Raw genomic sequence first — 24,140 nt, 5'->3', positions numbered from 1 at the left:
CGGCACCGCTCCCCCGCGAGGGGCGCGGTGCCGTGTTCGATGTGCGGGGCTGCGCCGCGTGGGCGCGAGGGGCCACAACGGATCCGCGGACGGGCGACGGCCCCCCGAGCGGAGGGCTATCGCGCGTTGAAGTACTTCGCCTCGGGGTGATGGATCACGATCGCGTCGGTGGACTGCTCGGGGTGGAGCTGGAACTCCTCCGAGAGCTGTACGCCGATCCGCTCGGGCTCCAGCAGTTCCGCGATCTTGGCGCGGTCCTCCAGGTCGGGACAGGCACCGTAGCCGAGGGAGAAGCGGGCGCCCCGGTACTTGAGGTCGAACATGTCTTCGATCACAGTCGGGTCCTCCCCGGCGAATCCCAGCTCCGAGCGCACGCGGGCGTGCCAGTACTCGGCGAGGGCCTCGGCCAGCTGTACGGACAGGCCGTGGAGTTCGAGGTAGTCGCGGTAGGAGTTGGACTCGAAGAGCTTGGCGGTCTCCTCGCCGATGCGGGAGCCGACGGTGACGACCTGAAGGCCGACCACGTCGGTCTCGCCGGACTCCTCCGGGCGGAAGAAGTCGGCCAGGCACAGCCGGCGGCCCCGTCGCTGACGCGGGAAGGAGAACCGGGTCCGTTCGTTGCCGTCGTCGTCCAGGATGATCAGGTCGTCGTCCTTGGAGACACAGGGGAAGTAGCCGTAGACGACGGCCGCTTCGAGGAGGTTGTCGGTCTGCAGCTTGTCCAGCAGGCCGCGCAGCCGGGGCCGGCCCTCGGTCTCGACGAGTTCCTCGTAGGTCGGCCCGTCGCCGGTGCGGGCCTGCTTCAGCCCCCACTGGCCCTTGAAGAGGGCGCCCTCGTCGAGCCAGGTCGCGTACTCCTTGAGCTGGATGCCCTTGATGACGCGGGTGCCCCGGAACGGGGGCGTGGGGACGGGGTTGTCGGTGGCGACGTCGGAGCGGACGTGGCCCTCCTCGGGGCGTTCCTCGACCGCCGTGGCGGTGGCCGTCGCCCGTACGCGGCGCTGCCTCAGCTCGGGCAGGGTCGCCCCCGGCACGCCCCGCTTGACGCCGATGAGGGCGTCCATCAGGCGCAGGCCCTCGAAGGCGTCGCGGGCGTAGCGGACCTCTCCGCCGTAGATCTCGTACAGGTCCTGCTCGACGTAGGCGCGGGTGAGGGCGGCGCCGCCGAGGATGACCGGGTAGTCGGCGGCCAGGCCGCGCTGGTTCAGCTCCTCCAGGTTCTCCTTCATGATCACTGTGGACTTGACCAGGAGGCCGGACATGCCGATGACGTCGGCCCGGTGCTCCTTGGCGGCGTCGAGGATCGCGGAGACCGGCTGCTTGATGCCGAGGTTGACGACGTTGTAGCCGTTGTTGGACAGGATGATGTCGACGAGGTTCTTGCCGATGTCGTGGACGTCGCCGCGCACGGTCGCCAGGACGATGGTGCCCTTGCCCTCGGCGTCGGACTTCTCCATGTGCGGTTCGAGGTGGGCGACGGCGGTCTTCATGACCTCGGCGGACTGCAGCACGAACGGCAGCTGCATCTGTCCGGAGCCGAAGAGTTCACCGACGACCTTCATGCCGTCCAGGAGGGTGTCGTTGACGATGTCGAGGGCCGGGCGGGTTTGGAGGGCCTCGTCGAGGTCGGCCTCCAGGCCGTTCTTCTCGCCGTCGATGATGCGGCGCTTGAGGCGCTCGTCCAGCGGGAGGGCGGCCAGTTCCTCGGCCCTGCCCGCCTTCAGCGACTTGGTGGTGGCGCCCTCGAACAGTGCCATGAGCCTCTGGAGGGGGTCGTAGCCCTCGGCGCGGCGGTCGTGGATGAGGTCGAGAGCGGTCTGGACCTCCTCCTCGCTGAAGCGGGCGATCGGCAGGATCTTGGAGGCGTGCACGATCGCCGAGTCCAGGCCCGCCTTCGCGCACTCGTCGAGGAAGACGGAGTTGAGGAGGACACGGGCGGCCGGATTGAGGCCGAAGGAGATGTTCGACAGCCCCAGCGTCGTCTGCACCTCGGGGCGACGGCGCTTGAGTTCGCGGATCGCCTCGATGGTGGCGATGCCGTCCTTGCGGGACTCCTCCTGGCCGGTGCAGATGGTGAAGGTCAGGGTGTCGATGAGGATGTCCGACTCGTGGATCCCCCAGTTGCCGGTGAGGTCGTCGATGAGGCGTTCGGCGATCGCGACCTTCGTCTCCGGTGTGCGGGCCTGCCCCTCCTCGTCGATGGTCAGCGCGATCAGCGCGGCGCCGTGCTCCTGGGCGAGCGCGGTGACCTTGGCGAAGCGGGACTCGGGGCCGTCGCCGTCCTCGTAGTTGACGGAGTTGATGACCGCACGGCCGCCGAGCTTTTCCAACCCGGCCCGGATGACGGGTACTTCGGTGGAGTCCAGCACGATCGGGAGGGTGGAGGCGGTGGCGAAGCGCCCGGCGAGTTCGGCCATGTCGGCGACACCGTCGCGGCCCACGTAGTCGACACACAGGTCGAGCATGTGGGCGCCCTCGCGGATCTGGTCGCGGGCCATCTCCACACAGTCGTCCCAGCGGGCCTCCAGCATGGCCTCACGGAACTTCTTCGACCCGTTGGCGTTCGTCCGCTCGCCGATCGCCATGTACGCGGTGTCCTGGCGGAAGGGGACGGTCTGGTAGAGCGAGGCGGCGCCCGGCTCGGGGCGCGGGTCGCGTGCGCCGGGCGTGAGGTCCCGGACCCGCTCGACGACCTGCCGCAGATGCTCGGGCGTCGTACCGCAGCAGCCGCCGACGAGGGAGAGGCCGTAGTCGCGGACGAAGTTCTCCTGGGCGTCGGCGAGCTCGGGGGCCGTGAGCGGGTAGTGGGCGCCGTCCTTGGTCAGCACCGGCAGGCCGGCGTTGGGCATGCAGGACAGCTGGATGCGGGAGTGGCGGGCCAGATAGCGCAGGTGCTCGCTCATCTCGGCGGGGCCGGTCGCGCAGTTCAGGCCGATCATGTCGATGCCCAGCGGCTCCAGCGCCGTCAGCGCGGCACCGATCTCGGAGCCGAGCAGCATGGTGCCCGTCGTCTCGACCGTCACCGAGACGATCAGGGGGACGTCGTATCCGGCCGTCTCCATCGCGCGGCGGGCGGCGATGACGGATGCCTTCGTCTGCAGCAGGTCCTGGGTCGTCTCCACCAGCAGCGCGTCGGCGCCGCCGGCCAGCAGTCCTTCGGCGTTCTGCTGGTACGCGTCCCGGATGGCGGTGAAGGTCGTGTGGCCGAGGGTCGGCAGCTTGGTGCCCGGACCGATCGAGCCCAGCACCCAGCGCTGGCGGCCGTCGCGCGCGGCGAACTCGTCCGCCGTCTCGCGGGCGATGCGGGCACCCGCCTCGGACAGCTCGGCGGTGCGCTCGGGGATGTCGTACTCGCCCAGTGCGGTGAGGTTCGCGCCGAAGGTGTTGGTCTCCACGCAGTCGACGCCCGCGTCGAAGTACGCGGAGTGCACCGCGCGGACGATGTCGGGGCGGGTGGCGTTCAGGACCTCGTTGCAGCCCTCCAGCTGCTCGAAGTCCTCCATGGTGGGGTCCTGGGCCTGAAGCATCGTGCCCATCGCGCCGTCGGCGACCACCACACGGGTGGCGAGGGCCTCGCGCAGGGCGTCGGATCGGGCCCGACCGGCGGCGGCGGACGAAGCGGACGGGTTCGGCAACGAGGCCATGGAGCTGCTCCCTGGAGTGCGACGGCTGTCGGCTTTGCGGCTTCCCATGGAAGGCGCACGCCGCAAGGGTAGCCCGGAGCGCCGCGGACGGTCAGGGGAGTCCACGGGACGGACTGGCGTGGCGTACGCGGCCGAGTGCGGTTTACTCCGACGACGAAAAGAACGACGGACACTGCTCCGGCACCGAACGCACACCCCACGATCACATGACCGTCGAACGGGCACCGGTCGGGCACGGGAACGTCACCGCGCGGGGAGTGTGGCCGAAAAGCTGTTGACGGCCATTGGCAGGAGGTCGGCAACGACCGGTAGTGTTCGACATTGCCGAACGATGGTAGTTCAGTCGCGTACGGCGGCCGAAGGGGACGGAGGCAGGACGGCGATGGCACGGAACATCCAGTCGCTCGAACGGGCGGCCGCGATGCTGCGGTTGCTCGGAGGCGGCGAGCGGCGGCTCGGCCTGTCGGACATCGCCTCGTCGCTGGGCCTCGCCAAAGGCACCGCCCACGGCATACTGCGCACGCTCCAGCAGGAGGGGTTCGTCGAGCAGGACGACGCCTCCGGGCGCTATCAGCTGGGGGCCGAGCTGCTGCGGCTCGGGACCACCTATCTGGACGTCCACGAACTGCGGGCGCGCGCCCTGGTCTGGACGGACGACCTGGCCCGTTCCAGCGGCGAGAGTGTCCATCTGGGCGTGCTGCACCAGCAGGGCGTGCTGATCGTGCACCACGTCTTCCGGCCCGACGACAGCCGGCAGGTCCTGGAGATAGGGGCCATGCAGCCTCTGCACTCCACGGCCCTGGGCAAGGTCCTCGCGGCGTACGACCCGGTGGCGCACAGCGAGGTCCTGGAGGGCGAGCGCAAGGCGTTCACCGACCGCACCGTCCACACCCTGGACGACTTCGAGGGCGTCCTGGACATCACCCGCGCGCGCGGGTACGCGGCCGACGTCGAGGAGACCTGGGAGGGGGTGGCGTCCATCGCCGCCCCCATCCACGACCGGCGGCGCATGCCCGTCGGCGCGGTCGGCATCACCGGCGCCGTGGAGCGACTGTGCCGCGAGGGCGAGCTGCGCCCCGAGCTGATCGCGGCCGTACGGGACTGCGCCCGCGCGGTGTCGCGGGACCTGGGCGCCGGGCGGTTCTGACACCCCACGGCCCGACCCGGACCGGCCCGACCTGACCCGGACCGGCCCGACCTACCTGACCCGGACCGGCCCGACCTGACCTGACCCGCGAAACCTGACCCGCGAAGGCCGGGACACCCCCTGGGGCGTCCCGGCCTTCGCCGCGTCCGGGTCCCCCCGCGCGCCCGCGTGGCGCACCGGCGTGGGCACCCATACCAGCCACCTCAAGATCGATAAGCCACTTCGATCAATAACGATCGTGTTTTCGATAACAGGACCCTTGACTAGGCACTCACGCCACAGCGAGACTCCCGTCCATCGGTCGGCATTGTCGAACACCTACCGGCAATACGCGCTAGAGTGTGACAACGCCAAGGGCCGGGACAGCTCTCACCCCCGAGGGCGCGGACCCCCGGATGGGACCCGGGGTTCGCCTTCCCCTGGACGAAGGACAAAGGAGTCGCGGGTGTCCAGCTCCGACATCTTCATCGGCGAGACCATCGGTACCGCCATACTCATCCTGCTCGGCGGCGGCGTCTGCGCGGCCGTAACCCTGAAGGCCTCCAAGGCCCGTAACGCCGGTTGGCTCGCCATCACCTTCGGGTGGGGTTTCGCCGTTCTGACGGCCGTCTACACCTCCGCGCCGCTCTCCGGCGCCCACCTCAACCCGGCCGTGACCCTCGCGCTCGCGCTGAAGAAGAACGGCATCGCGTGGAGCGATGTCCCGGTCTACTGGGGCGGGCAGCTGCTCGGCGCGATGATCGGCGCGGCTCTGGTCTGGGTCGCCTACTACGGCCAGTTCCACGCCCACCTCACCGACAAGGACATCGTCGGCGATCCGGCCTCGAAGGGCGCCAGGACCAAGTCCGTCGAGGCCCGGGAGGCCGGCGCCGGCCCCGTGCTCGGCATCTTCTCCACCGGCCCCGAGGTCCGCGTCGCCTGGCAGAACGTCGCCACCGAGGTCATCGGCACCATCGTGCTCGTCCTGGCGGTCCTGACGCAGGGCCTGAACGGCGACGGCAAGGGTCTCGGCACTCTCGGCGCCCTGATCACCGCGCTCGTCGTGGTCTCCATCGGTCTGTCCCTCGGCGGACCGACCGGTTACGCGATCAACCCGGCCCGTGACCTCGGTCCGCGTATCGTCCACGCCCTTCTGCCCCTGCCCAACAAGGGCGGCTCCGACTGGAGCTACGCCTGGGTCCCGGTGGTCGGCCCCCTGATCGGCGCCGCCATCGCTGCAGGCATCTACAACGTCGCCTTCGCTTGAGAGCACCGAGCCGCAGATCACGGAAAACCCGGGATCTCGCGAAACGCTCAGCACGCGCCGTACGTACAGCCCCATACCCAGTGACTTTCAGGAGCACACCGTGACCGACGCCCACACCGCCGGGCCCTTCATCGCCGCCATCGACCAGGGCACCACCTCCAGCCGCTGCATCGTCTTCGACCGCGACGGACGCATCGTCTCCGTCGACCAGAAGGAGCACGAGCAGATCTTCCCGAAGCCGGGCTGGGTCGAGCACGACGCCACCGAGATCTGGACGAACGTCCAGGAGGTCGTCGCCGGGGCCATCGAGAAGGCCGGCATCACCCGCGACGACATCAAGGCCATCGGCATCACCAACCAGCGCGAGACCACGCTGCTCTGGGACAAGAACACCGGTGAGCCCGTCCACAACGCCATCGTCTGGCAGGACACCCGCACCGACGCCCTCTGCCGTGAGCTCGGCCGCAACGTCGGCCAGGACCGCTTCCGCCGCGAGACCGGCCTGCCGCTGGCCTCGTACTTCGCCGGTCCGAAGGCCCGCTGGCTCCTGGACAACGTCGAGGGTCTGCGCGAGCGCGCCGAGGCCGGCGACATCCTCTTCGGCACCATGGACAGCTGGGTCATCTGGAACCTGACGGGCGGTGTCGACGGCGGCCACCACGTCACCGACGTCACCAACGCCTCCCGCACCATGCTGATGAACCTGCACACCCTGGAGTGGGACGAGAAGATCGCCGAGTCCATCGGCGTCCCGCTGTCGATGCTCCCGGAGATCCGCTCGTCCGCCGAGGTGTACGGCGAGGTCACCGGCGGCAGGCTCGGCGACCTGCTCGGTGGCATCCCGGTCGCCTCCGCGCTCGGCGACCAGCAGGCGGCCCTGTTCGGCCAGACCTGTTTCGCCGAGGGCGAGGCCAAGTCCACGTACGGCACCGGCACGTTCATGCTGCTGAACACCGGCGAGAAGATCATCAACTCCTACAGCGGCCTGCTGACCACGGTCGGCTACCGGATCGGCGACCAGAAGCCGGTCTACGCGCTGGAGGGCTCGATCGCCGTCACCGGTTCGCTGGTGCAGTGGATGCGCGACCAGATGGGCCTCATCTCCACCGCCGCCGAGATCGAGACGCTGGCGCTCTCGGTCGAGGACAACGGCGGCGCCTACTTCGTGCCGGCCTTCTCCGGTCTGTTCGCCCCGTACTGGCGCTCCGACGCCCGCGGTGTGATCGCCGGTCTCACCCGGTACGTCACCAAGGCGCACCTCGCGCGCGCCGTCCTGGAGGCCACCGCCTGGCAGACCCGTGAGATCACGGACGCCATGACCAAGGACTCGGGCGTGGAGCTCGCGGCCCTCAAGGTCGACGGCGGCATGACCTCCAACAACCTGCTGATGCAGACCCTCTCGGACTTCCTCGACGCCCCCGTGGTGCGCCCGATGGTCGCCGAGACCACCTGCCTCGGCGCCGCCTACGCCGCCGGTCTCGCCGTCGGCTTCTGGACCAACACCGACGACCTGCGCGCCAACTGGCGTCGGGCCGCCGAGTGGACGCCCCGCATGGACGCGGACACCCGCGACCGTGAGTACAAGAGCTGGCTCAAGGCCGTCGAGCGGACCATGGGCTGGCTCGAGGACGAGAGCTGAGCAGGAGCCGACGAAGGCTCCGACACCGGCTCTGATGAGGAGTAGTAACCCGACATGACCAGTCAGACCACCCTGCAGACCCTGCCTGCCCTGGGGACGCGCCCGGCGTCCGGCTTGAACCCGAGCCGTGCCGAGACCCGGGAGCAGCTCGCCAAGGCGTCGTACGACCTTCTCGTGATCGGCGGCGGCATCCTGGGCATCTCCACCGCCTGGCACGCCGCGCAGTCCGGGCTCAGGGTGGCGCTGGTCGACGCCGGCGACTTCGCCGGCGCCACCTCCTCCGCCTCCTCCAAACTGCTCCACGGCGGTCTGCGCTATCTGCAGACCGGCGCGGTGAAGCTGGTGGCGGAGAACCACTTCGAGCGCCGTGCGGTGTCCCGCCAGGTGGCCCCCCACCTGGCGAACCCGCTCACGTTCTACCTCCCCGTGTACAAGGGCGGGCCGCACGGCGCGGCGAAGCTCGGGGCGGGCGTCTTCGCCTACTCCGCGCTGTCGGCCTTCGGTGACGGCGTGGGCCATCTGCTCTCGCCGTCGAAGGCCGCGCAGGACGTGCCCGAACTGCGCACCGAGAACCTCAAGGCCGTGGCCGTGTACGGCGACGACCAGATGAACGACTCCCGGATGGCCCTGATGACGGTCCGCGCGGCCGTCGAGTCGGGTGCCGTGGTCCTGAACCACGCCGAGGTCACCGGTCTGCGGTTCACCAAGGGCCGGGTGACCGGTGCCGAGCTGCGCGACCGGCTCTCCGGCGACGAGTTCGGCGTGAGCGCCCGGCTGGTGCTGAACGCGACCGGGCCGTGGGTCGACCACCTGCGCAGGATGGAGAACCCGGACGCGGCGCCGTCCATCCGGCTGTCCAAGGGCGCGCACCTGGTGCTGAAGCGGACGGCACCGTGGAAGGCCGCGCTCGCCACCCCCATCGACAAGTACCGCATCACCTTCGCCCTCCCCTGGGAGGACATGCTGCTGCTCGGCACGACCGACGAGGTGTACGAGGGCGACCCGGCGGACGTGGCCGTCAACGACAAGGACATAGCCCAGATCCTGGACGAGGCCGCGTTCTCCATCCGGGACCAGCAGCTCGACCGTGACCTGATCACGTACTCCTTCGCCGGTCTGCGGGTGCTGCCGGGCGGTCCCGGTGACACCGCGAAGGCCAAGCGCGAGACGGTCGTCACCGAGGGCCGGGGCGGCATGCTGTCCGTGGCGGGCGGCAAGTGGACGACCTTCCGGCACATCGGCCGCACGATCATGAAGAAGCTGGAGGCGCTGCCCGGCGCCCCGCTGGGCGAGGACTTCGAGCCGGTCGCCTCGCTGCCGAAGAAGCTGCCGCTGCCGGGTGTCGCCAACCCGCGCGCGGTCGCCCACCGGCTCCTCGTCGACGGCCCGGCGCCCGGCCCCCGCATGGGCGCCGACACCGCGCGGCACCTGGCCACGCACTACGGGTCGCTGGCCTTCGACATCGCCCGTCTCGCCAACGAGAACCCCGAGCTCGGCGAGCGCGTCCACCCGGACGCCCCGGAGATCTGGGCGCAGGTCGTCTACGCCCGAGACACCGAGTGGGCCGAGACGGCCGACGACGTGCTGCGGCGCCGCACGACGCTGACGATACGGGGACTGGCGACGGACGAGGTCCGCACGAAGGTCCAGGACCTGCTCGACAAGAAGTAACCGACTCTCGGTCCGGCCCCTCCCCCTGACCGGGGCCGGACCGAGCGATTCTGACGCGGCCCCGTCACCACTACGGCGACGGGGCCGCCTCTTGTGCGTGCGGCGCCCGTCACCTGCGGCGGGCGGGGGCGGGGTCACGCGGCCCGGCGCTACGGGGTGCCGCTGCGCCCACCCGTGCCGCCCCCAGCGGCACGATTTGCCCGCAGCTGGGGACGGCGGCGGACGGGGCCGACACTGCCGGACGGACGCCTCCCGGCGGCACACAACGAGAACAGGCAGCCGGACGCGTCCCGGCTGCGCGACGACCGCACCCCGTACGGCGGGTTGGCCGCGTACGGCGACCCACCACCCCGCGTGCGCGCCCAGGCCCCCACGGCGGGAAGGCCGCGCCCCGTCAGGGGCGCGGGGAACTGCGCGAGAAGCCCCACACCCACCCGCACCGGACAACGGACCCGACAACCCACCCCGAGCTACCAGGCACCGTCAGGAGAGCGGCTCCACGACCGCCCGTACCGCCGAGACATCCCCCAACTCAGCCCGCCGCACGATGAGTTCACGCCCCAGCAGCAAGGCCCGACGGGACGCCGGAACCGGGTCCGCCAGCGTCGTCAGATCTGTCAGATGGGCGAACCCGATGATCCGCCGGACGATCTCCGTGCCGGCGAAGCCCAGGGACTCCGTCCAGACGCGGCGGAGGAAGCGGTCCAGGTAGACGTCGTCGAAGAAGGTGTCGACGCGGGTCGGCCAGAGGCGGCGGAACTCGGTCTCGAACGCCTCCCAGGAGAGTCGGAGCTGGTCGCCGTGGTCGGTGAGGGTCCCCAGGGCGCGGGCCCGTTCCTCCGAGACGAGCGCGTTGGCCCAGTACAGGCCGAGGTCGAAGCCGATGGGCCCGACGAAGGAGAACTCGGGGTCGAAAACACGTACGACGTGGGCGCCTTCGCGTTCGCCGACCATGACGCTGCCCGAGTGGAGGTCGCCGTGGAGGAGGGCCTGGGCGCTCGTCATGAAGATATGGCGGAGGTCGGCGACCTCGGTGCGCAAGGCGGTGTCCGCGCGGAATGCGGCGGCCAGGTCGTCCAGCCCCGGGTGCCAGTGGTTGTGCTCGTGCTCGATGTACGGCTCGGAGAGGACGACGTCCTCGGTGATCTTGCACAGCTCGGCGTTGACCGAGGCGGCGAGCAGCGCCTTGCGGTCGGCGGACTCCATGCCGAAGTCGCTGGTGGCGAAGGAGAGCCGGGCGACGAGGCGGCCGATCTGCGGGGAGGTGTGCGGGCCGTACGACGCGCCTTCGTTGAGAAGGGTGCGCAGGACCTCCAGGTCGGAGAGGTCCTCCATGACGAGGGCGTGGTTCTCGGGGTCGTAGCCGTGGACGCCGGGGATCTCGTCGGGGGCGACCTTGGCGAGTTGCTCGTACGCCCGCGCCTCGGCGTCGGCACGGTCGGGGCTCAGCGGCCAGGACGGGCCGGCGACGCGGACCCAGGGCAGGGCCTGCTTGAGCGCGAGACCGCGGGTGCCCGCGGCGTTCGAGGCGAGGAAGACGCGGTTGACGTTGCCGTCCGAGACCTCGCGGACGGTGATGTCGTCCAGGTCCTCCCAGTGGCCCCGCTCACGCAGGTACGCGGGGATGTCGTCGGTCTCCAGGATGCGGTAGCCCATGGTCGGTGAACTCCCTTATGCGGTGCGGCGCTTGGACAACGTGAAGCTGAAGACCAGGGCGAGGATGAGGACCGCGCCCTCGACGACGTCCTGGGTGTAGTAAGGCAGGCCCTTGATGGTGAGGCCCGTGGTGATGATGCCGATCAGTACCGCGCCGAGGGCTGTGCCCCAGACGTTCGGGCGGCCCCGGCCGAGGACCGAGGTGCCGACCAGTGCCACCGCGACCGCCTCCAGCAGTTGGGAGGTGCCGGCGCTCACATCGCCCTGGCCGATGCGGGACGCCAGGATCAGACCGCCGACGGAGGCGAGGACGCCGGAGAGGACGTACGCCAGCGCGCGGTAGGCGCCGACGCGGATGCCGGCCAGGCGGGAGGCCTCCGGGTTGGCGCCGATCGCGTAGAAGACGCGGCCCCAGCGGGTGCGGGCCAGGAAGACCCAGGCGGCGACGGTCAGCGCGCCGAAGACGACGACCGAGATCGGGATGGAGAGGACCGTGCCTCGGTCGATCTTCAGGAAGTCGGCGGTGAACCTGCCGGGTGCGGTGGTGCCGTCCTCCAGCGTCATGCCGGGGGTGATCGACTGGCCGTCCACGAGGATCAGCTTGGCGCCCTGGATGACGAACATGGTGCCGAGGGTGGCCAGCATGTCGGGGATCTTCATCACCACGATCAGCAGGGCGTTGAGGAGGCCCGCGAGGGCGCCTGCCACGAGGACGGCGAGGATCGCGACGGTGCCGACCTGGTTGAGGACGACCATCGTGTGGGCGGCGACCGAGACGCCGAGGCCGGCGACCGCGCCGACGGACATGTCCATTCCGCCGACGGCCATGGTGAGGGTGACGCCGAGGCCGAGGATGGCGGCGACGGAGACATACCGGAGGGTGTCGAGGAGGGTCGCCGACTCGCGGAAGGAGCCCTCGCTCAGCGCGAAGTACGCGAAGAGCGCGACCGTGACGAAGATGAAGCCGTACTTGATGACGGCGTTCTGGACGCGCACGGTCGTGGAGGTGGCGGGCGGGAGCGCCGCCTTGGCGGGGACCTCGGTGCTCTGGGTGGTGGTCATGGGTGCTTCCTCGGACTTCCTGGTCCTGGTCCTGTGGCTTCCTTGCGGCGGGCCGGGGTCACACGGACGCCGAGATGGTCCGGATGACGCGGTCGCGCTCCGCATCCTCGCCGTACGCGTCGAGGTGGATCTCTCCGGCGGCGAGCACGACGACCCGGTCGGCGACCTCCAGGATTTCGTCGACGTCGGCGGACAGGACGAGTACGGCGGCGCCCTCGGCGGCGAGCGCGCGGGCGCGGCGGCCGATGTCGCGTCGGGCACCGATGTCCACGCCTCGGAACGGCTCGTCCAGGATGAGGACGCGAGGGGTCTCGGCGAGCCAGCGGCCGACGACGACCTTCTGCTGGTTGCCGCCGGACAGCTCCTCGACGGTGCTGTGCTCGTCGCGGGTGACGACACCGAGGGCGTCGATCGCGTCGCGGCCGAGGGCGTGTTCCCTTGCCGTGTTCATCAGGCCCAGCCTGGAATGGGACCTGAGGAACGGCAGGGAGATGTTCTGGGCCACCGACCAGCCGGGGACGAGGGCGTCGGCGTGCCGGTCCTCCGGGACGAGGTGCACGCCGCCGCGGATGGCGTCGGCGGGGCGGCGGGGCGCGTACGGCCGGCCGTCCAGCTCGACCGTGCCGGTGGTGAAGGGCTCGGCGCCGAAGAGGCCGCGGGCCAGTTCGGTCTTGCCGGCGCCCAACAGGCCGACGACGCCGGTGACTTCGCCGGTGTGGATGTCGAGGTCGAGCGGGGTGCGGCCCTCGAAGAGGCGTACGCCCTTCAGGGACAGGACGACGTCTCCCTGGTCGCCCTCCCGGACCGGGCGGGCGGTGGTCGTCTCCTGGGCCTGCGCGAGCATCGCGCGCAGGGCGGCGTCCCAGTCGAAGGGGCGGATCTGGTCCTCGGTGAGACGGCCGTCCCGCAGTACGACCAGACGGTCGGCCAGGGCCTCGATCTCGCCGAGGCGGTGGGAGACGTAGAGGACCGCGATGCCGTCCTCCCTCATCCTCTCGACCAGCGCGAACAGGCGCTCGGCCTCTGCGGCGGAGAGCGCGGAGGTCGGTTCGTCGAGGATCAGCAGCCGGGGGCGGGTGGCGAGGGCGCGGGCCAGGATGAGCAACTGGCGGTCCGAGATGCCGAGTTCGGTGACGTCCTGCTTGAGGACGGCGTCGGTCCAGTCGAGGCCGAGGGCGGCCTGGATCTCCCGGGCGCGGGCGAGGAGTCTGCTCCCGTTGAGGAACGGGTTGCCGCGCTTCTGGGCCAGCTCCTCGAAGACGAGGTTCTCGGCGACGGTGAGGCCGGGGACGACGCCCTCACTGATGCGCTGGTGGACGGTCTGGATGCCCAACTGGCGGGCGGCAAGGGGGCTTTGGAGGGCGACCGGGGAGCCGTCCACCAGGACCTCGCCACCGTGGTCGGCGTGCACCCCGGACAGGATCTTGATCAGCGTGGACTTGCCGGCGCCGTTCGCGCCGAGCAGCGCGACCACGCTGCCCGGCGCGATGTCCAGCGAGACGGAGGCGAGCACCGTCCTGCCGCCGAAGGCCTTGCTGACGCCCCTCAGGCGGACGGCGGCGGCACTCTCGCCGCCGTCCGCCTTTTCGTGGTTGGTGTCAGTGGGCGACATTCGAGATCCAGTCGGCGGTCGAGACCTGCGACAGGTTCAGCGCGGGCAGCGCCTTGCGCAGCTGGTCCATGTTCTCGATCTTCTTCTCACGCAGGAAGTCCTGGGTGATGGCGACGGCCGGGAACTCGACGGAGGTCTTGTTCAGCTCACCGGCCAGTTCCAGGGCGGCCGTACGGACCACGGCGGCGCCCACGGCGGAGGGGTCGGTGCCCGCCGTGGCGACCCAGGGGCTGTCCTTGGCGGTGATGGCCTGGATGTCGGCGTTGGAGACGTCGGCGCCGAAGACCTTCACCTTGTCCTGGAGCTTCTTGTTCTGCACGGCGAGGACGGCGCCCTTGGCCAGCTCGTCGTACGGGGCGAAGACGCCCACCACGTCGGAGTGCTGGGTGAGGGCGGCGGAGACGAGGGGAACGTTGTCAGTGGCCGTCGAGTCGGTGACCTTGCCGACCTTGAACGCCTGCTTCCAGCCCTGCGCGTCGACCGTGGACTTCCAGACGGTGTCGCGCTTGTCGAGGGCCGCGTAGCCGGCGACGTTGACGTAGCCGACCTTGGCGTCCTTGCCGACCTCCTTCGCCATCACGTCGAGGACGGCCTGCGCCATGCTCGCGTCGTCCTGCTTGGTGGAGACGACGCCCAAGGCGTCGGTCTCGACGTCGTAGACGACGACCTTGATGCCCTTCTTCACGGCCTTGTCGATCTCCGGCTGGATCGTCGCCGGGAAGCCGTGGTCGATGATGATCGCCTTGGCGCCGGAGTTGATCGCCGAGGACAGGTCGGTGGCCTGCTTGGCGTTGTCGGCCTGGGCGTCGTACACCGTGAGGTCGATGCCGAGGGCCTTGGCCTGCGCCTTCGCTCCGTTGCCCCACTGCTCGAAGTAGTCGCCGGCGCCGCTCTGCCGGACCAGGGCGACCTTGACCGCGCCGTCGCTGAAGGGGGCGGGCTTCTTGCCGGTGGCGGAGGAGGCCTTGGCGGCGGTGTCGCCGGTGTCCTTGGAGGCGTCCGTCGACTGTGCGCACGCCGACAGGAGCAGGGCCGAGGCGGAGGCGAGGGAGAGCGCGGCGAGGGGGAGGCGGATGCGGCGGGACGAGCGGGACATTGCGGCTCCAGGTACGGGGTGGTGCGAACACGCCTGAGTGCGTGGGTGCGCGGGGATGCGAGGGGAGGTGAAGCGGGGGTGCGGGCCCGGAGCGAGGGACGGGAATGAGCCACCGCGGGCGGCGGCGAACGCCCCGGGAACGGGGGCGCGTCGGAGCTCCGGGAGAGGTCAGCGACAGCTGGCCGTGGTCGACCGGAGCAAGTCCACGTACAGCCGCCGCACGAGCAGCAGCGTCTTCATACGCAGATCATGAGAACGATTTCAGCCATCCGTCAAAGAAATGGACGTCGCATCTCGACATTCGAGACAACGACTACGTCACACGCAATGCACCCATGGCGGACACACCCTCGCGAGTTAGCATCACGGGACCGGCACCCGACCCGGCACAGTGAGGCCCCGATGACGACACCGAGCGCAACAGCGCTGCGTATGCCCCGCATGCGCCGCTGTACCGGCGCGCCGTGTCGCGGCTGACCCGCTGCACGCCGCTCCACCCGCCGCCCCAGTCGCTTCCTTTCCTCACCACATCTCCCCCTCCCCGTCCGGCGCTGGTCTCAGCATCCGGACTTCCCTTCCCGACTGCTGGAGTTGCTCTCATGACCCTGCTGACCACCTGGCCCGAGTCCGGACCGGAGACCCTGGTGCGTCGTACCTCCGACCCCGTCGAGATCGCGGCCGCGCTGGCGCCGCTCGGGGTGCGCTACGAGCAGTGGCCGATCCGCGAGGACGTGCCGTTCGACGCGGACAGCGAGACCGTGTTCGCCGCGTACGGCCCGGAGATCGACCGGCTCAACGCCGAGGAGGGCTTCACGACCGTCGACGTCCTCGGACTGCACCCGAGCGACGACCCCGGGTTCCCGGCGAAGGCGAAGGCCGCGCGCGCGAAGTTCCTTCAGGAGCACACGCACGACGACGATGACGAGGTCCGCTTCTTCGTCTCCGGTTCCGGCATCTTCTATCTGCACGTGAACGGCGAGGTGCACGCGGTCTACTGCGAGAAGGGCGACCTGCTGGGGGTGCCGCGCGGCACGACGCACTGGTTCGACATGGGCACCAGCCCCTCGTTCACCGCGATCCGCTTCTTCCACGAGGAGGACGGCTGGATCGGCAACTTCACCGGCTCCCCCATCGCCTCCCGCTTCCCGGACTACGACACGATCGACGCCGGGTACCAGCAGGACAGGGCAGCGGCGTGAGCCAGGTCTTCGACCTCGACGCCATCGACTCCGTGGTGCTCGACATCGAGGGCACCACGAGCGCCACGGGGTTCGTCGTGGACGTGCTCTACCCGTACTCCCGCTCCCGCTTCGGAGCACTGCTCGCGGAGCGGAGCGGTGATCCGGAGGTGGCGCGTGCGGTCGCGCAGGTGCGGGATCTCATCGCCGAGCCGGACGCCGACGACGTGCGCGTCGAGAAGGCCCTCGGCGCGTGGCTCGACGAGGACCGCAAGGCGACCCCGCTGAAGACCCTCCAGGGCATCATCTGGTCCGAGGGCTTCGCCCGCGGCGACCTCGTCTCCCACTTCTACGACGACGTCCTCCCGGCCCTGCGCGCCTGGCACGCGGCGGGCGTACGCCTCCACGTGTACTCCTCGGGTTCCGTGGCCGCCCAGCGCGCCTGGTTCCGGTCGAGCCCCGACGGCGATCTGCTGCCGCTGGTCGAGGGGTTGTACGACACCGAGAACGCGGGGCCGAAGCAGGAGGCCTCGTCGTACCGCACCATCGCGTCGGCCCTCGGCCTCGCCGCCACCCCCGACCGCATCCTCTTCCTCTCCGACCGGCCCGGCGAGCTGGACGCGGCACGGGAGGCCGGCTGGCACGCCGTCGGCATCCGCCGGCCCGGGGAGCCGTACTACGAGCAAGGCGTCGGCGACCACGCGCAGGCGGGGACGTTCGACCGGATCACCATCACCAGGAGCACCGCATGACCACCGAGATCTCGGCACTCGACCTGGAGGAGGCGGGCGCCGTCCTGGCCGCCGAGTCGGCCCGCTTCGCCTCCTTCGGCTGGATGCGCGGCACCTCGGGCAACCTGTCGGTGGTGCTGTCGCGCGATCCGCTGCGGCTGGCGGTCACCGCGAGCGGCCACGACAAGGGTGAACTGACGCCCGCGGACGTGGTGCTGGTCGACGGTGCCGGTGCCGCGGTGCGGGACGGCAGGCCGTCCGCGGAGGCCGAGCTGCACGCGCGGGTCGCCGCGCTGACCGGTGCGGGAGCCGTGGTCCACGTCCACACCGTCGCCTCCGTGGCGATGGGCCGCCGTGAGCCCGGCGGCATCGTCTTCAAGGACCTGGAGATGCTCAAGGGCGTCGGCCAGCCCGCCCATGACGTCGAGGTCACCCTCCCCGTCATCGCCAACAGCCAGGACATGGCGGTCCTCGGCGACCGCCTGGAGGCGGCCCGGGACCCGCGTATGCCCGGGGTGGTCGTGGCGGGGCACGGGCTGTACGTGTGGGGCGACACACCTCGCCAGGCCCGTCACCACACCGAAGTGGTGGAGTGGCTGCTGGAGCTGGAGCTCACCCAGCGCTGACGCCACGTCACAAGGCGGCCCGGTCACGGTGACCGGGCCGCCTTGTCGTCGGACATGGATGGCGGGTCGGGCCTAGCGCAGGCGCTCGCCCGGCAGTTCGCCCGCCGACACCTCAAGGACGCCCCGCTCGGTGACCAGCCCCGTCACCAGGCGCCCCGGGGTCACGTCGAACGCCGGGTTGTGGCCCCGCGACCCGGCCGGCGCGGTCCGTACGCCGCCCCACTCCAACACCTCGTCCTCGCCCCGGAGTTCGATGTGGATGTCGGCGCCGGAGGCGGTGGAGGGGTCCACCGTGGTGGTGGGGGCCGCGACCAGGAAGGGGATGCCCGCGTCGGCGCAGGCGAGGGCGACGCCCACCGTGCCGACCTTGTTGGCGGTGTCGCCGTTGGCCGCGATGCGGTCCGCGCCCACGATCGCCGCGTCGACCTCGCCCCGCAGGATCGTGCCGGCGGCGGCCCCGTCGGCCTGGACGTAGTGCGGTATGCCCTCCTGGACCAACTCCCAGGCGGTCAGGCGGGATCCCTGGAGGAGCGGACGCGTCTCGTCGGCGTACACCACCTCGACGCGCCCCCGCGCGTGCAGTTCACGGATGACCCCGAGTGCCGTACCCCAGCCGGCGGTCGCGAGCGCGCCCGTGTTGCAGTGCGTCAGTATCCGCAACGGCCGGTCGACGCCCACCCTCTTCAGCAGCCAGTCGGCGCCGTGCGCCCCCATCGCCCGGTTCGCGTCGACGTCCTCGCGCTGGACGGCGGCGGCCTCCTCCAGCACCGCCTCCAGCCCCTCGTCGAAGCGGGTCATGACGCGGTCCACGCACACCATCAGGTTCACCGCGGTCGGCCGGGCCTCACGGACGCGGGCGACAGCGGCACGCACCTCCTCGGCCGGCCGGCCCTCACGCTCGCCCTCCAGCAACGCGAGCGCCACGCCGTACGCGCCGGCCGCCCCTATCGCGGGCGCGCCGCGGACGACGAGGCGCTGGATGGCGGAGACCAGGGCGTCGACGTCGCGGATCTCGACCGTCTCGGTGCGGTGCGGCAGAACCGTCTGGTCGATGAGCGCAAGACTGTTTCCGGTCCAGTCGACGGCACGCAGTTCCTGGGGCATAGCGGGGCACTCCTGGTGTTCCGAGGATGCCCGACACCGTACATGACCTCGAAGAATCGACGGGAACCACAGTTCGAGACGGCAGGGCGCGCGTCCGGAAAGCGGTGTTACGGTCCAGCACCGCCCGCAGGTCGAATGCCGATGTGAAGGAGGGTCCGTGCTGCTCACCATGCGCCGCTTCCCCGACCCCGGCCGCTGCGCCGGCGACGGCTGTCGCCGCTGACCACGGTCGCCCGGACCGCGTCAGCGCCCCGTCGCTCCACTTCCCTCCACGCACGGCGACGAGCGAGGGTGCCCGCGCGCTGGGGTTCGGCGACCACCTGGGCCCCCTGGAGCCGGGCAAGCGGGCCGCCCCGATCGTGCTCGACCTGGGCGGACCGCATCTGCGACCGCGGCACGACCTTGGTCCACCCTCGCCTACGCTGCACACTCGGCGGACGTGCGCGACACGGTCGTCGAGGGGCGGGTACTGATCCGTGAGCGCGTCCTCACGACCCTGGACGGGGCCGCGGCTCCGTCCGACCTGGAGGCTTTGGCCTGACAGGGCCGACAGAGCCCCCATAATGAACCTGAGACATCGGATGTCTGAACGAAGGGAGGGTCTGCCATGGCAGTCACCGACGAGGCGATCGAGAAGATCAAGGGCATGATCGTCTCCGGCGCGCTGCGCCCCGGCGACCGACTCCCGAAGGAGAGTGAGCTCGCCGCCGATCTCGGGTTGTCCCGCAACTCCCTGCGCGAGGCCGTGCGCGCCCTCTCCCTGATCCGCATCCTCGACGTGCGGCAGGGCGACGGCACCTATGTCACCAGTCTCGATCCTCAACTCCTCCTCGAGGCAATGAGCTTCGTCGTCGACTTCCACCGCGACGACACGGTCCTGGAGTTCCTCGCCGTGCGCCGCATACTGGAACCGGCGGCGACGGCGATGGCCGCCCTGAAGATCAGCGAGCAGCAGCTGGACGCGCTGACGACTCAGCTGGACAGGCTCGGCACCGAGCCGTCGGTGGAGGAGCTGGTCGCCTGCGACCTGGAGTTCCACCGGGGCATCGTGCAGAGTTCCGGAAACTCCGTACTCTGTTCCCTTCTTGACGGTCTGTCGGGTCCGACCACCCGGGCCCGTATCTGGCGCGGCCTGACACAGGAGGACGCCGTCAGCCGGACCCTGCACGAGCACCGCGCCATCCTGGGCGCCCTCCGCGACCGCGACGCCGACGCCGCGCGTTCCTGGGCCACGGTGCACATCGCGAGCGTGGAGCAGTGGCTGCGGTCGACGCTGTGAGAAGTTGATCACTTGCGGCTCCGACGGCCGACGAGTGTTTGAGCCGTGCGAACGGGGCATTGATCCGTTCACTCCCCCGTGCAAGGGGGCTGCGGAGGCCCCCTTGGCACGCCGTAAGGTTGGGGCGTACGCGAGGGCACGTCGGAAGGAGGCGCTGGGTGATCGAGCTGGAGGGGGTTCCCGAGCTGATCGACCCAGTGATGGTGGCCGCGTTCGAAGGCTGGAACGACGCCGGCGACGCCGCCTCCACCGCGGTCGCGCATCTGGACAAGGAGTGGAAGGGCGAGGTGTTCGCGGCGCTGGACGCCGAGGACTACTACGACTTCCAGGTGAACCGTCCCACCGTGTGGCTGGACGGCGGCGTACGGAAGATCACCTGGCCGACGACAAGGTTGTCGGTGGTCCGGGTCGGCGGCGACAAGCCCCGCGATCTCGTACTCGTCCGCGGCATCGAGCCGTCGATGCGGTGGCGCTCGTTCTGCAACGAGCTGCTGGGCTTCGCCCACGAGCTGGGCGTGGAGCTGGTGGTCATCATGGGCGCGCTGCTCGGGGACACCCCGCACACCCGTCCGGTCCCGGTCAGCGGTGTCACGTCGGACCCGGACCTCGCGCAGCGGATGGATCTGGAGGAGACCAAGTACGAGGGCCCCACGGGCATCGTCGGCATCCTCCAGGAGGCGTGCACCCACGCGGGCGTCCCGGCGGTCTCGCTCTGGGCGGCGGTCCCGCACTACGTGTCGCAGCCGCCGAACCCGAAGGCGACGCTGGCCCTCCTGAACCGGCTGGAGGACCTCATCGACGTGCGCATCCCGCTGGGCGAGCTGCCCGAGGACGCGCGCGCCTGGCAGGTGGGCGTGGACCAGCTGGCCGCGGAGGACAGCGAGGTCGCCGAGTACGTGCAGACGCTGGAGGAGGCCCGGGACACCGCGGAGCTGCCGGAAGCGTCGGGCGAGGCGATCGCCCGCGAGTTCGAGCGGTACCTCAGGCGCCGCGACGGAGGTGGCCCGGCGCCGGGCGGTCACGCCACGGTGGACGGGGGCGACGGGACCACCGGGGCGTGGAATCCCAAGGACAATCCCGGCGGGCGTACGCGGCCGCCGAAGCCGCCGCGGCCGGATACCGAGGCTGAGGCTGAGGCTGAGGACGAGGATTCGTCGGACGACTGAGACCCGGATCCGGGCGGGCGACGCCGCGTGGGATCTTCGGGTCCGTCGCGGCTGGTCGCGCAGTTCCCCGCGCCCCTGGAAGCAGGACAGAGCGCGGGGTACGGCACCCGGTGTCTACATGACGCCCCTCTTCACGGCCACCACCGCGTACGTCGTGTCCGGGGTCGGGGTCGTCGTGAAGCGGGCGTTGGGCAGGTAGAGACGGTTCTTGTGGGACGCGACCGTCGTCGGGACGTCGAAGTCGGAGTCCGTGAGGCGGCCCTCGAAGATGCCGCTGCGGCCGTCGGCGGAGAGCTTGAACACGTCGATCGCGTTCTGGCGGTTCTGGACGACGTAGAGCCGCCGGCCGAGGAGCAGCAGGCCGTCGCCGTTGGTGAGGGGTGCCGCGTCGCCGAGGTTGACGAGTTCGGTGACACCGGTCTTCGGGTTCACCCGGTGGAGGCCGCCCGCGCCGGACTGGACGACCAGGAGTGCCTTGCCGTCCGGGGTACCGGTGATGCCGTTGGCATGGACGATCTCGCCGGGGGTCTGGGTCCAGTCGCCGCCCAGCGTGACCGTGACGACCTCGTCCGGGTCCGGCAGGCGGCCTTGGCCGCCGAGCGGCAGGGCGTACAGGGCGGGCTGGAACGAGTCGGTGAACCAGGCGGCGCGCGAGGTCAGGAAGACGTCGTTGGCGAAGGTCGGCGTCTTCGTGGTGAGCGTGTACGACGCGATGATCGCGCCGGTACGGACGTCCACCACCCGGGCACCCTGTCCGCGTCCGGCGACGAACAGCCGCCCCCGGTCGTCGAGTTTGAGCCCGACGGAGGGCGTACCGGGGCCCGCGGAGATGATGCCGCCCTGGCCGGTGCGCAGGTCTGCGCGGTAGATCGAGCCGTCGCCGAGGGAGCCCAGGTAGGCGTAGGGGCCGCCGCTGATGGTGATGCCCTCGGGGCGGAAGCCGTCGGGCAGGGGGATGAGGTCGGGCCAGGTGTTCTCGGAGGCTGCGGCGGAGGCGGCCACGGCCGAGGACCCGACGAGCAGTGCGCCGGCGGTGGCGGCGGACGTCGTGAGCAGTCTTCGCCGACTGATGTGACGAGCGGAGGGGGATTGCGGGGGGTTCGGGGGTTGCGGGGGGGCCACTGTGCGTCCCTTCCACGAAGGGACCGGCAGCTGGCCGGTCCGGCGTTCAACTGACGTCTGTCACCCCATCACATGCCGACCTGCCCCGCAGCCCTTGGACGAGCGACCGACAGTGCCTTGACAGCCCCAGGGCGGCTTCTGGCCGGTTTGTGACGGTCTGGACGACACCCCGCTCGCGTGCTTGGTTGTGCCCCGGCCCCAGGAGTTCCACACGCCACACGCCACACGCCACCCGGCACCCGGCACCCGGCACCCGCAGGAGCGAAGGGAGCGGTACGCGATGAACGACCAGGTACAGCCGGCCGACGGCCCGGGGCGTCCGGGGCGGGGCCCGACGGAGCGGGGCTCGCCTGTCGAGGAGCCGAACAGGAACCGATCGTCGTCGCCCGCCCCGAGTTTCGGCTGCGGGCCGGGGCCGAGGGCGTCCGCTCGGCGGCCGGCGCGGACGTGTCGGCCCTGAACGTGTTCCTCGACGACGAGCAGCGCGTCCTGGCCACTTGTTCGGCGGCGAGAAACGGCTCCGGGCGACCGCCTCCGGTGCCGACGGGGACGGGCCGTCCGTGTGGTTCTCCGACGACGAGGTCGTCGACCCGGTGATCACCGGGTGGGCGTCACCCGGTGATCACCGGGTGACGCCCACGGGCTCCCTGTCCGGGGGAGACGAAGGGGCGCCTCCTCCGGCCGGAGGAGGCGCCCCACTGGTCTCATGTCGTACGACCCGTGTGACACGTGCGACGTCTTCGGCGCCCGTGCAGAGTCGTTACTTCACGTGTTCCTACAGCGCCACGCCGAGAAGCGCGTCCACGGCCCGCGACACGACGCCGGGTGCGCCCTCGTTCGTACCGCCCCGTTCCTGCTGGAGCTCGGCCCAGCGGTCGACCGCCGCGAGTGCGGTCGGCGCGTCCAGGTCGTGCGCGAGGGCCTCGCGGATCTCCTCGACGAGGGCCTCGGCGGACGGTCCGTCGGGCCGGGACACGGCGGCGCGCCACCGGTCGAGACGGGCGACGGCGTCCTGGAGAACCTGGTCGGTCCACTCCCAGTCGGCCCGGTAGTGGCGTGCGAGGAGCGCGAGCCGTATCGCGGCCGGGTCGACGCCGTCGCGGCGCAGCTTGGAGACGAAGACCAGGTTGCCCTTGGACTTCGACATCTTCTCGCCGTGCAGCGCGACCATGCCGGCGTGGACGTACGCCTTGGCCATGGGGAACTCGCCGGTCAGCGCCTGCGCGTGTGAGGCGCCCATCTCGTGGTGCGGGAAGGCGAGGTCGGAGCCGCCGCCCTGGACGTCGAAGCCCATGCCCAGGTGGTCGAGGGCGATGGCGACACACTCGATGTGCCAGCCGGGCCGGCCGCGTCCGAGGGAGCCGCCGTCCCAGCTGGGCTCGCCCTCGCGCGCGGACATCCAGAGCATCGGGTCGAGGGGGTTCTTCTTCCCGGCCCGGTCCGGGTCCCCGCCGCGCTCGGCGGAGAGCAGCCGCATCGTGGCGGCGTCGAGGCGCGAGACCTTGCCGAAGTCCGGGTCGGCCTCGACGGAGAAGTAGATGTCCCCTTCGAGTTCGTAGGCGGCGCCGGAGGCGAGGAGCCGCTCCACGAGCGGAACGATTCCGGGGATGGCCTCGACCGCGCCGATGTAGTGGCGCGGCGGAAGCATCCGCAGGGCGGTCATGTCCTCGCGGAAGAGGGCGGTCTCCTTCTCGGCGAGGGCCACCCAGTCGATGTCGTCGCGCGCGGCCCGCTCCAGCAGTGGGTCGTCGACGTCCGTGACGTTCTGGACGTAGTGAACCTGCCGCTTGGTGTCGAGCCACACGCGCTGGACGAGGTCGAACGCGTTGTAGGTCGCCGCGTGACCCATGTGGGTCGCGTCGTACGGGGTGATACCGCAGACGTAGATACGGGCGACGGGACCGGGGTCAAGGGTGATCAGCCCATCGGTCGCGGTGTCGTGGATCCGAAGGTCGCGGCCCTTGCCGGGCAGGGCGGGGACCTCAGAAGCGGGCCAGGCATGCATGCCACGAGCCTAACCCGATCGCCGCGCGGCCATGCCGGGCGCCTGGGCACTCGGGGGTACGCCCTGTTTTGCGACCGCGGCCGGTACGTGATTGATCGCGCAGTACCCCGCGCCCATGACGGGCCCGCCCCAGCCGCCCGACACGGCACGGCCGCC

General features: G+C 70.8%; 17 protein-coding genes and 1 pseudogene. 10 read left to right on the top strand and 8 right to left on the bottom strand.

Annotation, left to right across the window (positions count from 1 at the left end):
- Positions 1–116: 116 nt before the first annotated feature.
- Positions 117–3,644, bottom strand: coding sequence for a methionine synthase (gene metH, locus AWZ10_RS23255; RefSeq protein ID WP_046705324.1), 3,528 nt, complete (start codon positions 3,642–3,644; stop codon positions 117–119).
- A gap of 382 nt (positions 3,645–4,026) precedes the next feature.
- Between metH and AWZ10_RS23250 the strand changes: the two genes are divergently transcribed.
- The 4 genes from AWZ10_RS23250 to AWZ10_RS23235 all read left to right on the top strand — a co-directional run bounded on the left by AWZ10_RS23250 (position 4,027) and on the right by AWZ10_RS23235 (position 9,347).
- Positions 4,027–4,791 carry an IclR family transcriptional regulator gene (locus AWZ10_RS23250; RefSeq protein ID WP_037701829.1) on the top strand — a complete coding sequence of 255 codons (765 nt, stop codon included), beginning with the start codon at positions 4,027–4,029 and terminating at the stop codon, positions 4,789–4,791.
- A 445-nt stretch (positions 4,792–5,236) separates the two neighbouring features.
- Positions 5,237–6,037, top strand: coding sequence for an MIP/aquaporin family protein (locus tag AWZ10_RS23245; protein ID WP_046705326.1), 801 nt, complete (start codon positions 5,237–5,239; stop codon positions 6,035–6,037).
- 100 nt (positions 6,038–6,137) lie between these two features.
- Positions 6,138–7,676: a glycerol kinase GlpK gene (glpK, locus tag AWZ10_RS23240; protein ID WP_046705327.1), complete on the top strand. Its 1,539-nt coding sequence runs from the start codon at positions 6,138–6,140 to the stop codon at positions 7,674–7,676.
- 54 nt (positions 7,677–7,730) lie between these two features.
- Complete coding sequence (locus AWZ10_RS23235; RefSeq protein WP_060891966.1) at positions 7,731–9,347, top strand: glycerol-3-phosphate dehydrogenase/oxidase; 1,617 nt, start codon at positions 7,731–7,733, stop codon at positions 9,345–9,347.
- Positions 9,348–9,830: 483 nt separating this feature from the next.
- Here the strand turns inward: AWZ10_RS23235 and mtnK are convergent, their stop codons facing one another.
- From mtnK to AWZ10_RS23215, 4 genes are read right to left on the bottom strand one after another with little or no spacing between them, the layout of a single operon-like run.
- Positions 9,831–11,003: an S-methyl-5-thioribose kinase gene (gene mtnK, locus AWZ10_RS23230; RefSeq protein ID WP_060891965.1), complete on the bottom strand. Its 1,173-nt coding sequence runs from the start codon at positions 11,001–11,003 to the stop codon at positions 9,831–9,833.
- Positions 11,004–11,018: 15 nt separating this feature from the next.
- The gene (locus tag AWZ10_RS23225; protein ID WP_060891964.1) at positions 11,019–12,065 is read right to left on the bottom strand and encodes an ABC transporter permease; all 1,047 of its coding nucleotides are present in this window, start codon (positions 12,063–12,065) and stop codon (positions 11,019–11,021) included.
- Between the two features lie 58 nt (positions 12,066–12,123).
- Positions 12,124–13,677 carry a sugar ABC transporter ATP-binding protein gene (locus AWZ10_RS23220; RefSeq protein ID WP_060891963.1) on the bottom strand — a complete coding sequence of 518 codons (1,554 nt, stop codon included), beginning with the start codon at positions 13,675–13,677 and terminating at the stop codon, positions 12,124–12,126.
- Positions 13,664–14,773: a substrate-binding domain-containing protein gene (locus AWZ10_RS23215; protein WP_046704700.1), complete on the bottom strand. Its 1,110-nt coding sequence runs from the start codon at positions 14,771–14,773 to the stop codon at positions 13,664–13,666. The genes AWZ10_RS23220 and AWZ10_RS23215 overlap by 14 nt, the downstream gene beginning before the upstream one ends.
- A 599-nt stretch (positions 14,774–15,372) precedes the next feature.
- On the opposite strand from AWZ10_RS23215, the gene AWZ10_RS23210 reads away from it, so the two are divergent.
- From AWZ10_RS23210 to mtnB, 3 genes are read left to right on the top strand one after another with little or no spacing between them, the layout of a single operon-like run.
- Positions 15,373–15,972 (top strand): 1,2-dihydroxy-3-keto-5-methylthiopentene dioxygenase, encoded by a 600-nt coding sequence (locus tag AWZ10_RS23210; protein WP_046704701.1) that lies wholly within the window; start codon positions 15,373–15,375, stop codon positions 15,970–15,972.
- Positions 15,969–16,703, top strand: coding sequence for an acireductone synthase (gene mtnC / locus AWZ10_RS23205; RefSeq protein WP_046704702.1), 735 nt, complete (start codon positions 15,969–15,971; stop codon positions 16,701–16,703). The genes AWZ10_RS23210 and mtnC overlap by 4 nt, the downstream gene beginning before the upstream one ends.
- Complete coding sequence (gene mtnB, locus AWZ10_RS23200; RefSeq protein WP_060891962.1) at positions 16,700–17,308, top strand: methylthioribulose 1-phosphate dehydratase; 609 nt, start codon at positions 16,700–16,702, stop codon at positions 17,306–17,308. The genes mtnC and mtnB overlap by 4 nt, the downstream gene beginning before the upstream one ends.
- Positions 17,309–17,380: 72 nt before the next feature.
- Here the strand turns inward: mtnB and mtnA are convergent, their stop codons facing one another.
- Positions 17,381–18,412, bottom strand: coding sequence for an S-methyl-5-thioribose-1-phosphate isomerase (gene mtnA / locus AWZ10_RS23195; RefSeq protein ID WP_060891961.1), 1,032 nt, complete (start codon positions 18,410–18,412; stop codon positions 17,381–17,383).
- Between the two features lie 272 nt (positions 18,413–18,684).
- Between mtnA and AWZ10_RS47970 the strand changes: the two are divergent.
- From AWZ10_RS47970 to AWZ10_RS23185, 3 genes and pseudogenes are all read left to right on the top strand, one after another.
- A pseudogene (locus tag AWZ10_RS47970) lies at positions 18,685–18,953 on the top strand (amidohydrolase family protein); the annotation flags it as partial.
- Positions 18,954–19,019: 66 nt separating this feature from the next.
- Positions 19,020–19,691, top strand: coding sequence for a FadR/GntR family transcriptional regulator (locus tag AWZ10_RS23190; RefSeq protein ID WP_046704705.1), 672 nt, complete (start codon positions 19,020–19,022; stop codon positions 19,689–19,691).
- Between the two features lie 158 nt (positions 19,692–19,849).
- Positions 19,850–20,857 (top strand): PAC2 family protein, encoded by a 1,008-nt coding sequence (locus tag AWZ10_RS23185; RefSeq protein ID WP_060891960.1) that lies wholly within the window; start codon positions 19,850–19,852, stop codon positions 20,855–20,857.
- 114 nt (positions 20,858–20,971) lie between these two features.
- Here the strand turns inward: AWZ10_RS23185 and AWZ10_RS23180 are convergent, their stop codons facing one another.
- A complete protein-coding gene (locus AWZ10_RS23180; RefSeq protein ID WP_060891959.1) occupies positions 20,972–21,979 on the bottom strand; it encodes an SMP-30/gluconolactonase/LRE family protein in 1,008 nt (335 codons plus the stop codon).
- A gap of 775 nt (positions 21,980–22,754) precedes the next feature.
- On the bottom strand, positions 22,755–23,984 hold the full coding sequence (gene mshC, locus AWZ10_RS23175; protein ID WP_060891958.1) for a cysteine--1-D-myo-inosityl 2-amino-2-deoxy-alpha-D-glucopyranoside ligase: 1,230 nt from the start codon (positions 23,982–23,984) through the stop codon (positions 22,755–22,757).
- Positions 23,985–24,140 lie beyond the last annotated feature (156 nt).

It is taken from the genome of Streptomyces europaeiscabiei (assembly GCF_001550375.1).
GTDB lineage: Bacteria > Actinomycetota > Actinomycetes > Streptomycetales > Streptomycetaceae > Streptomyces > Streptomyces europaeiscabiei.
This window is presented reverse-complemented; position numbering and strand designations above follow the sequence as displayed.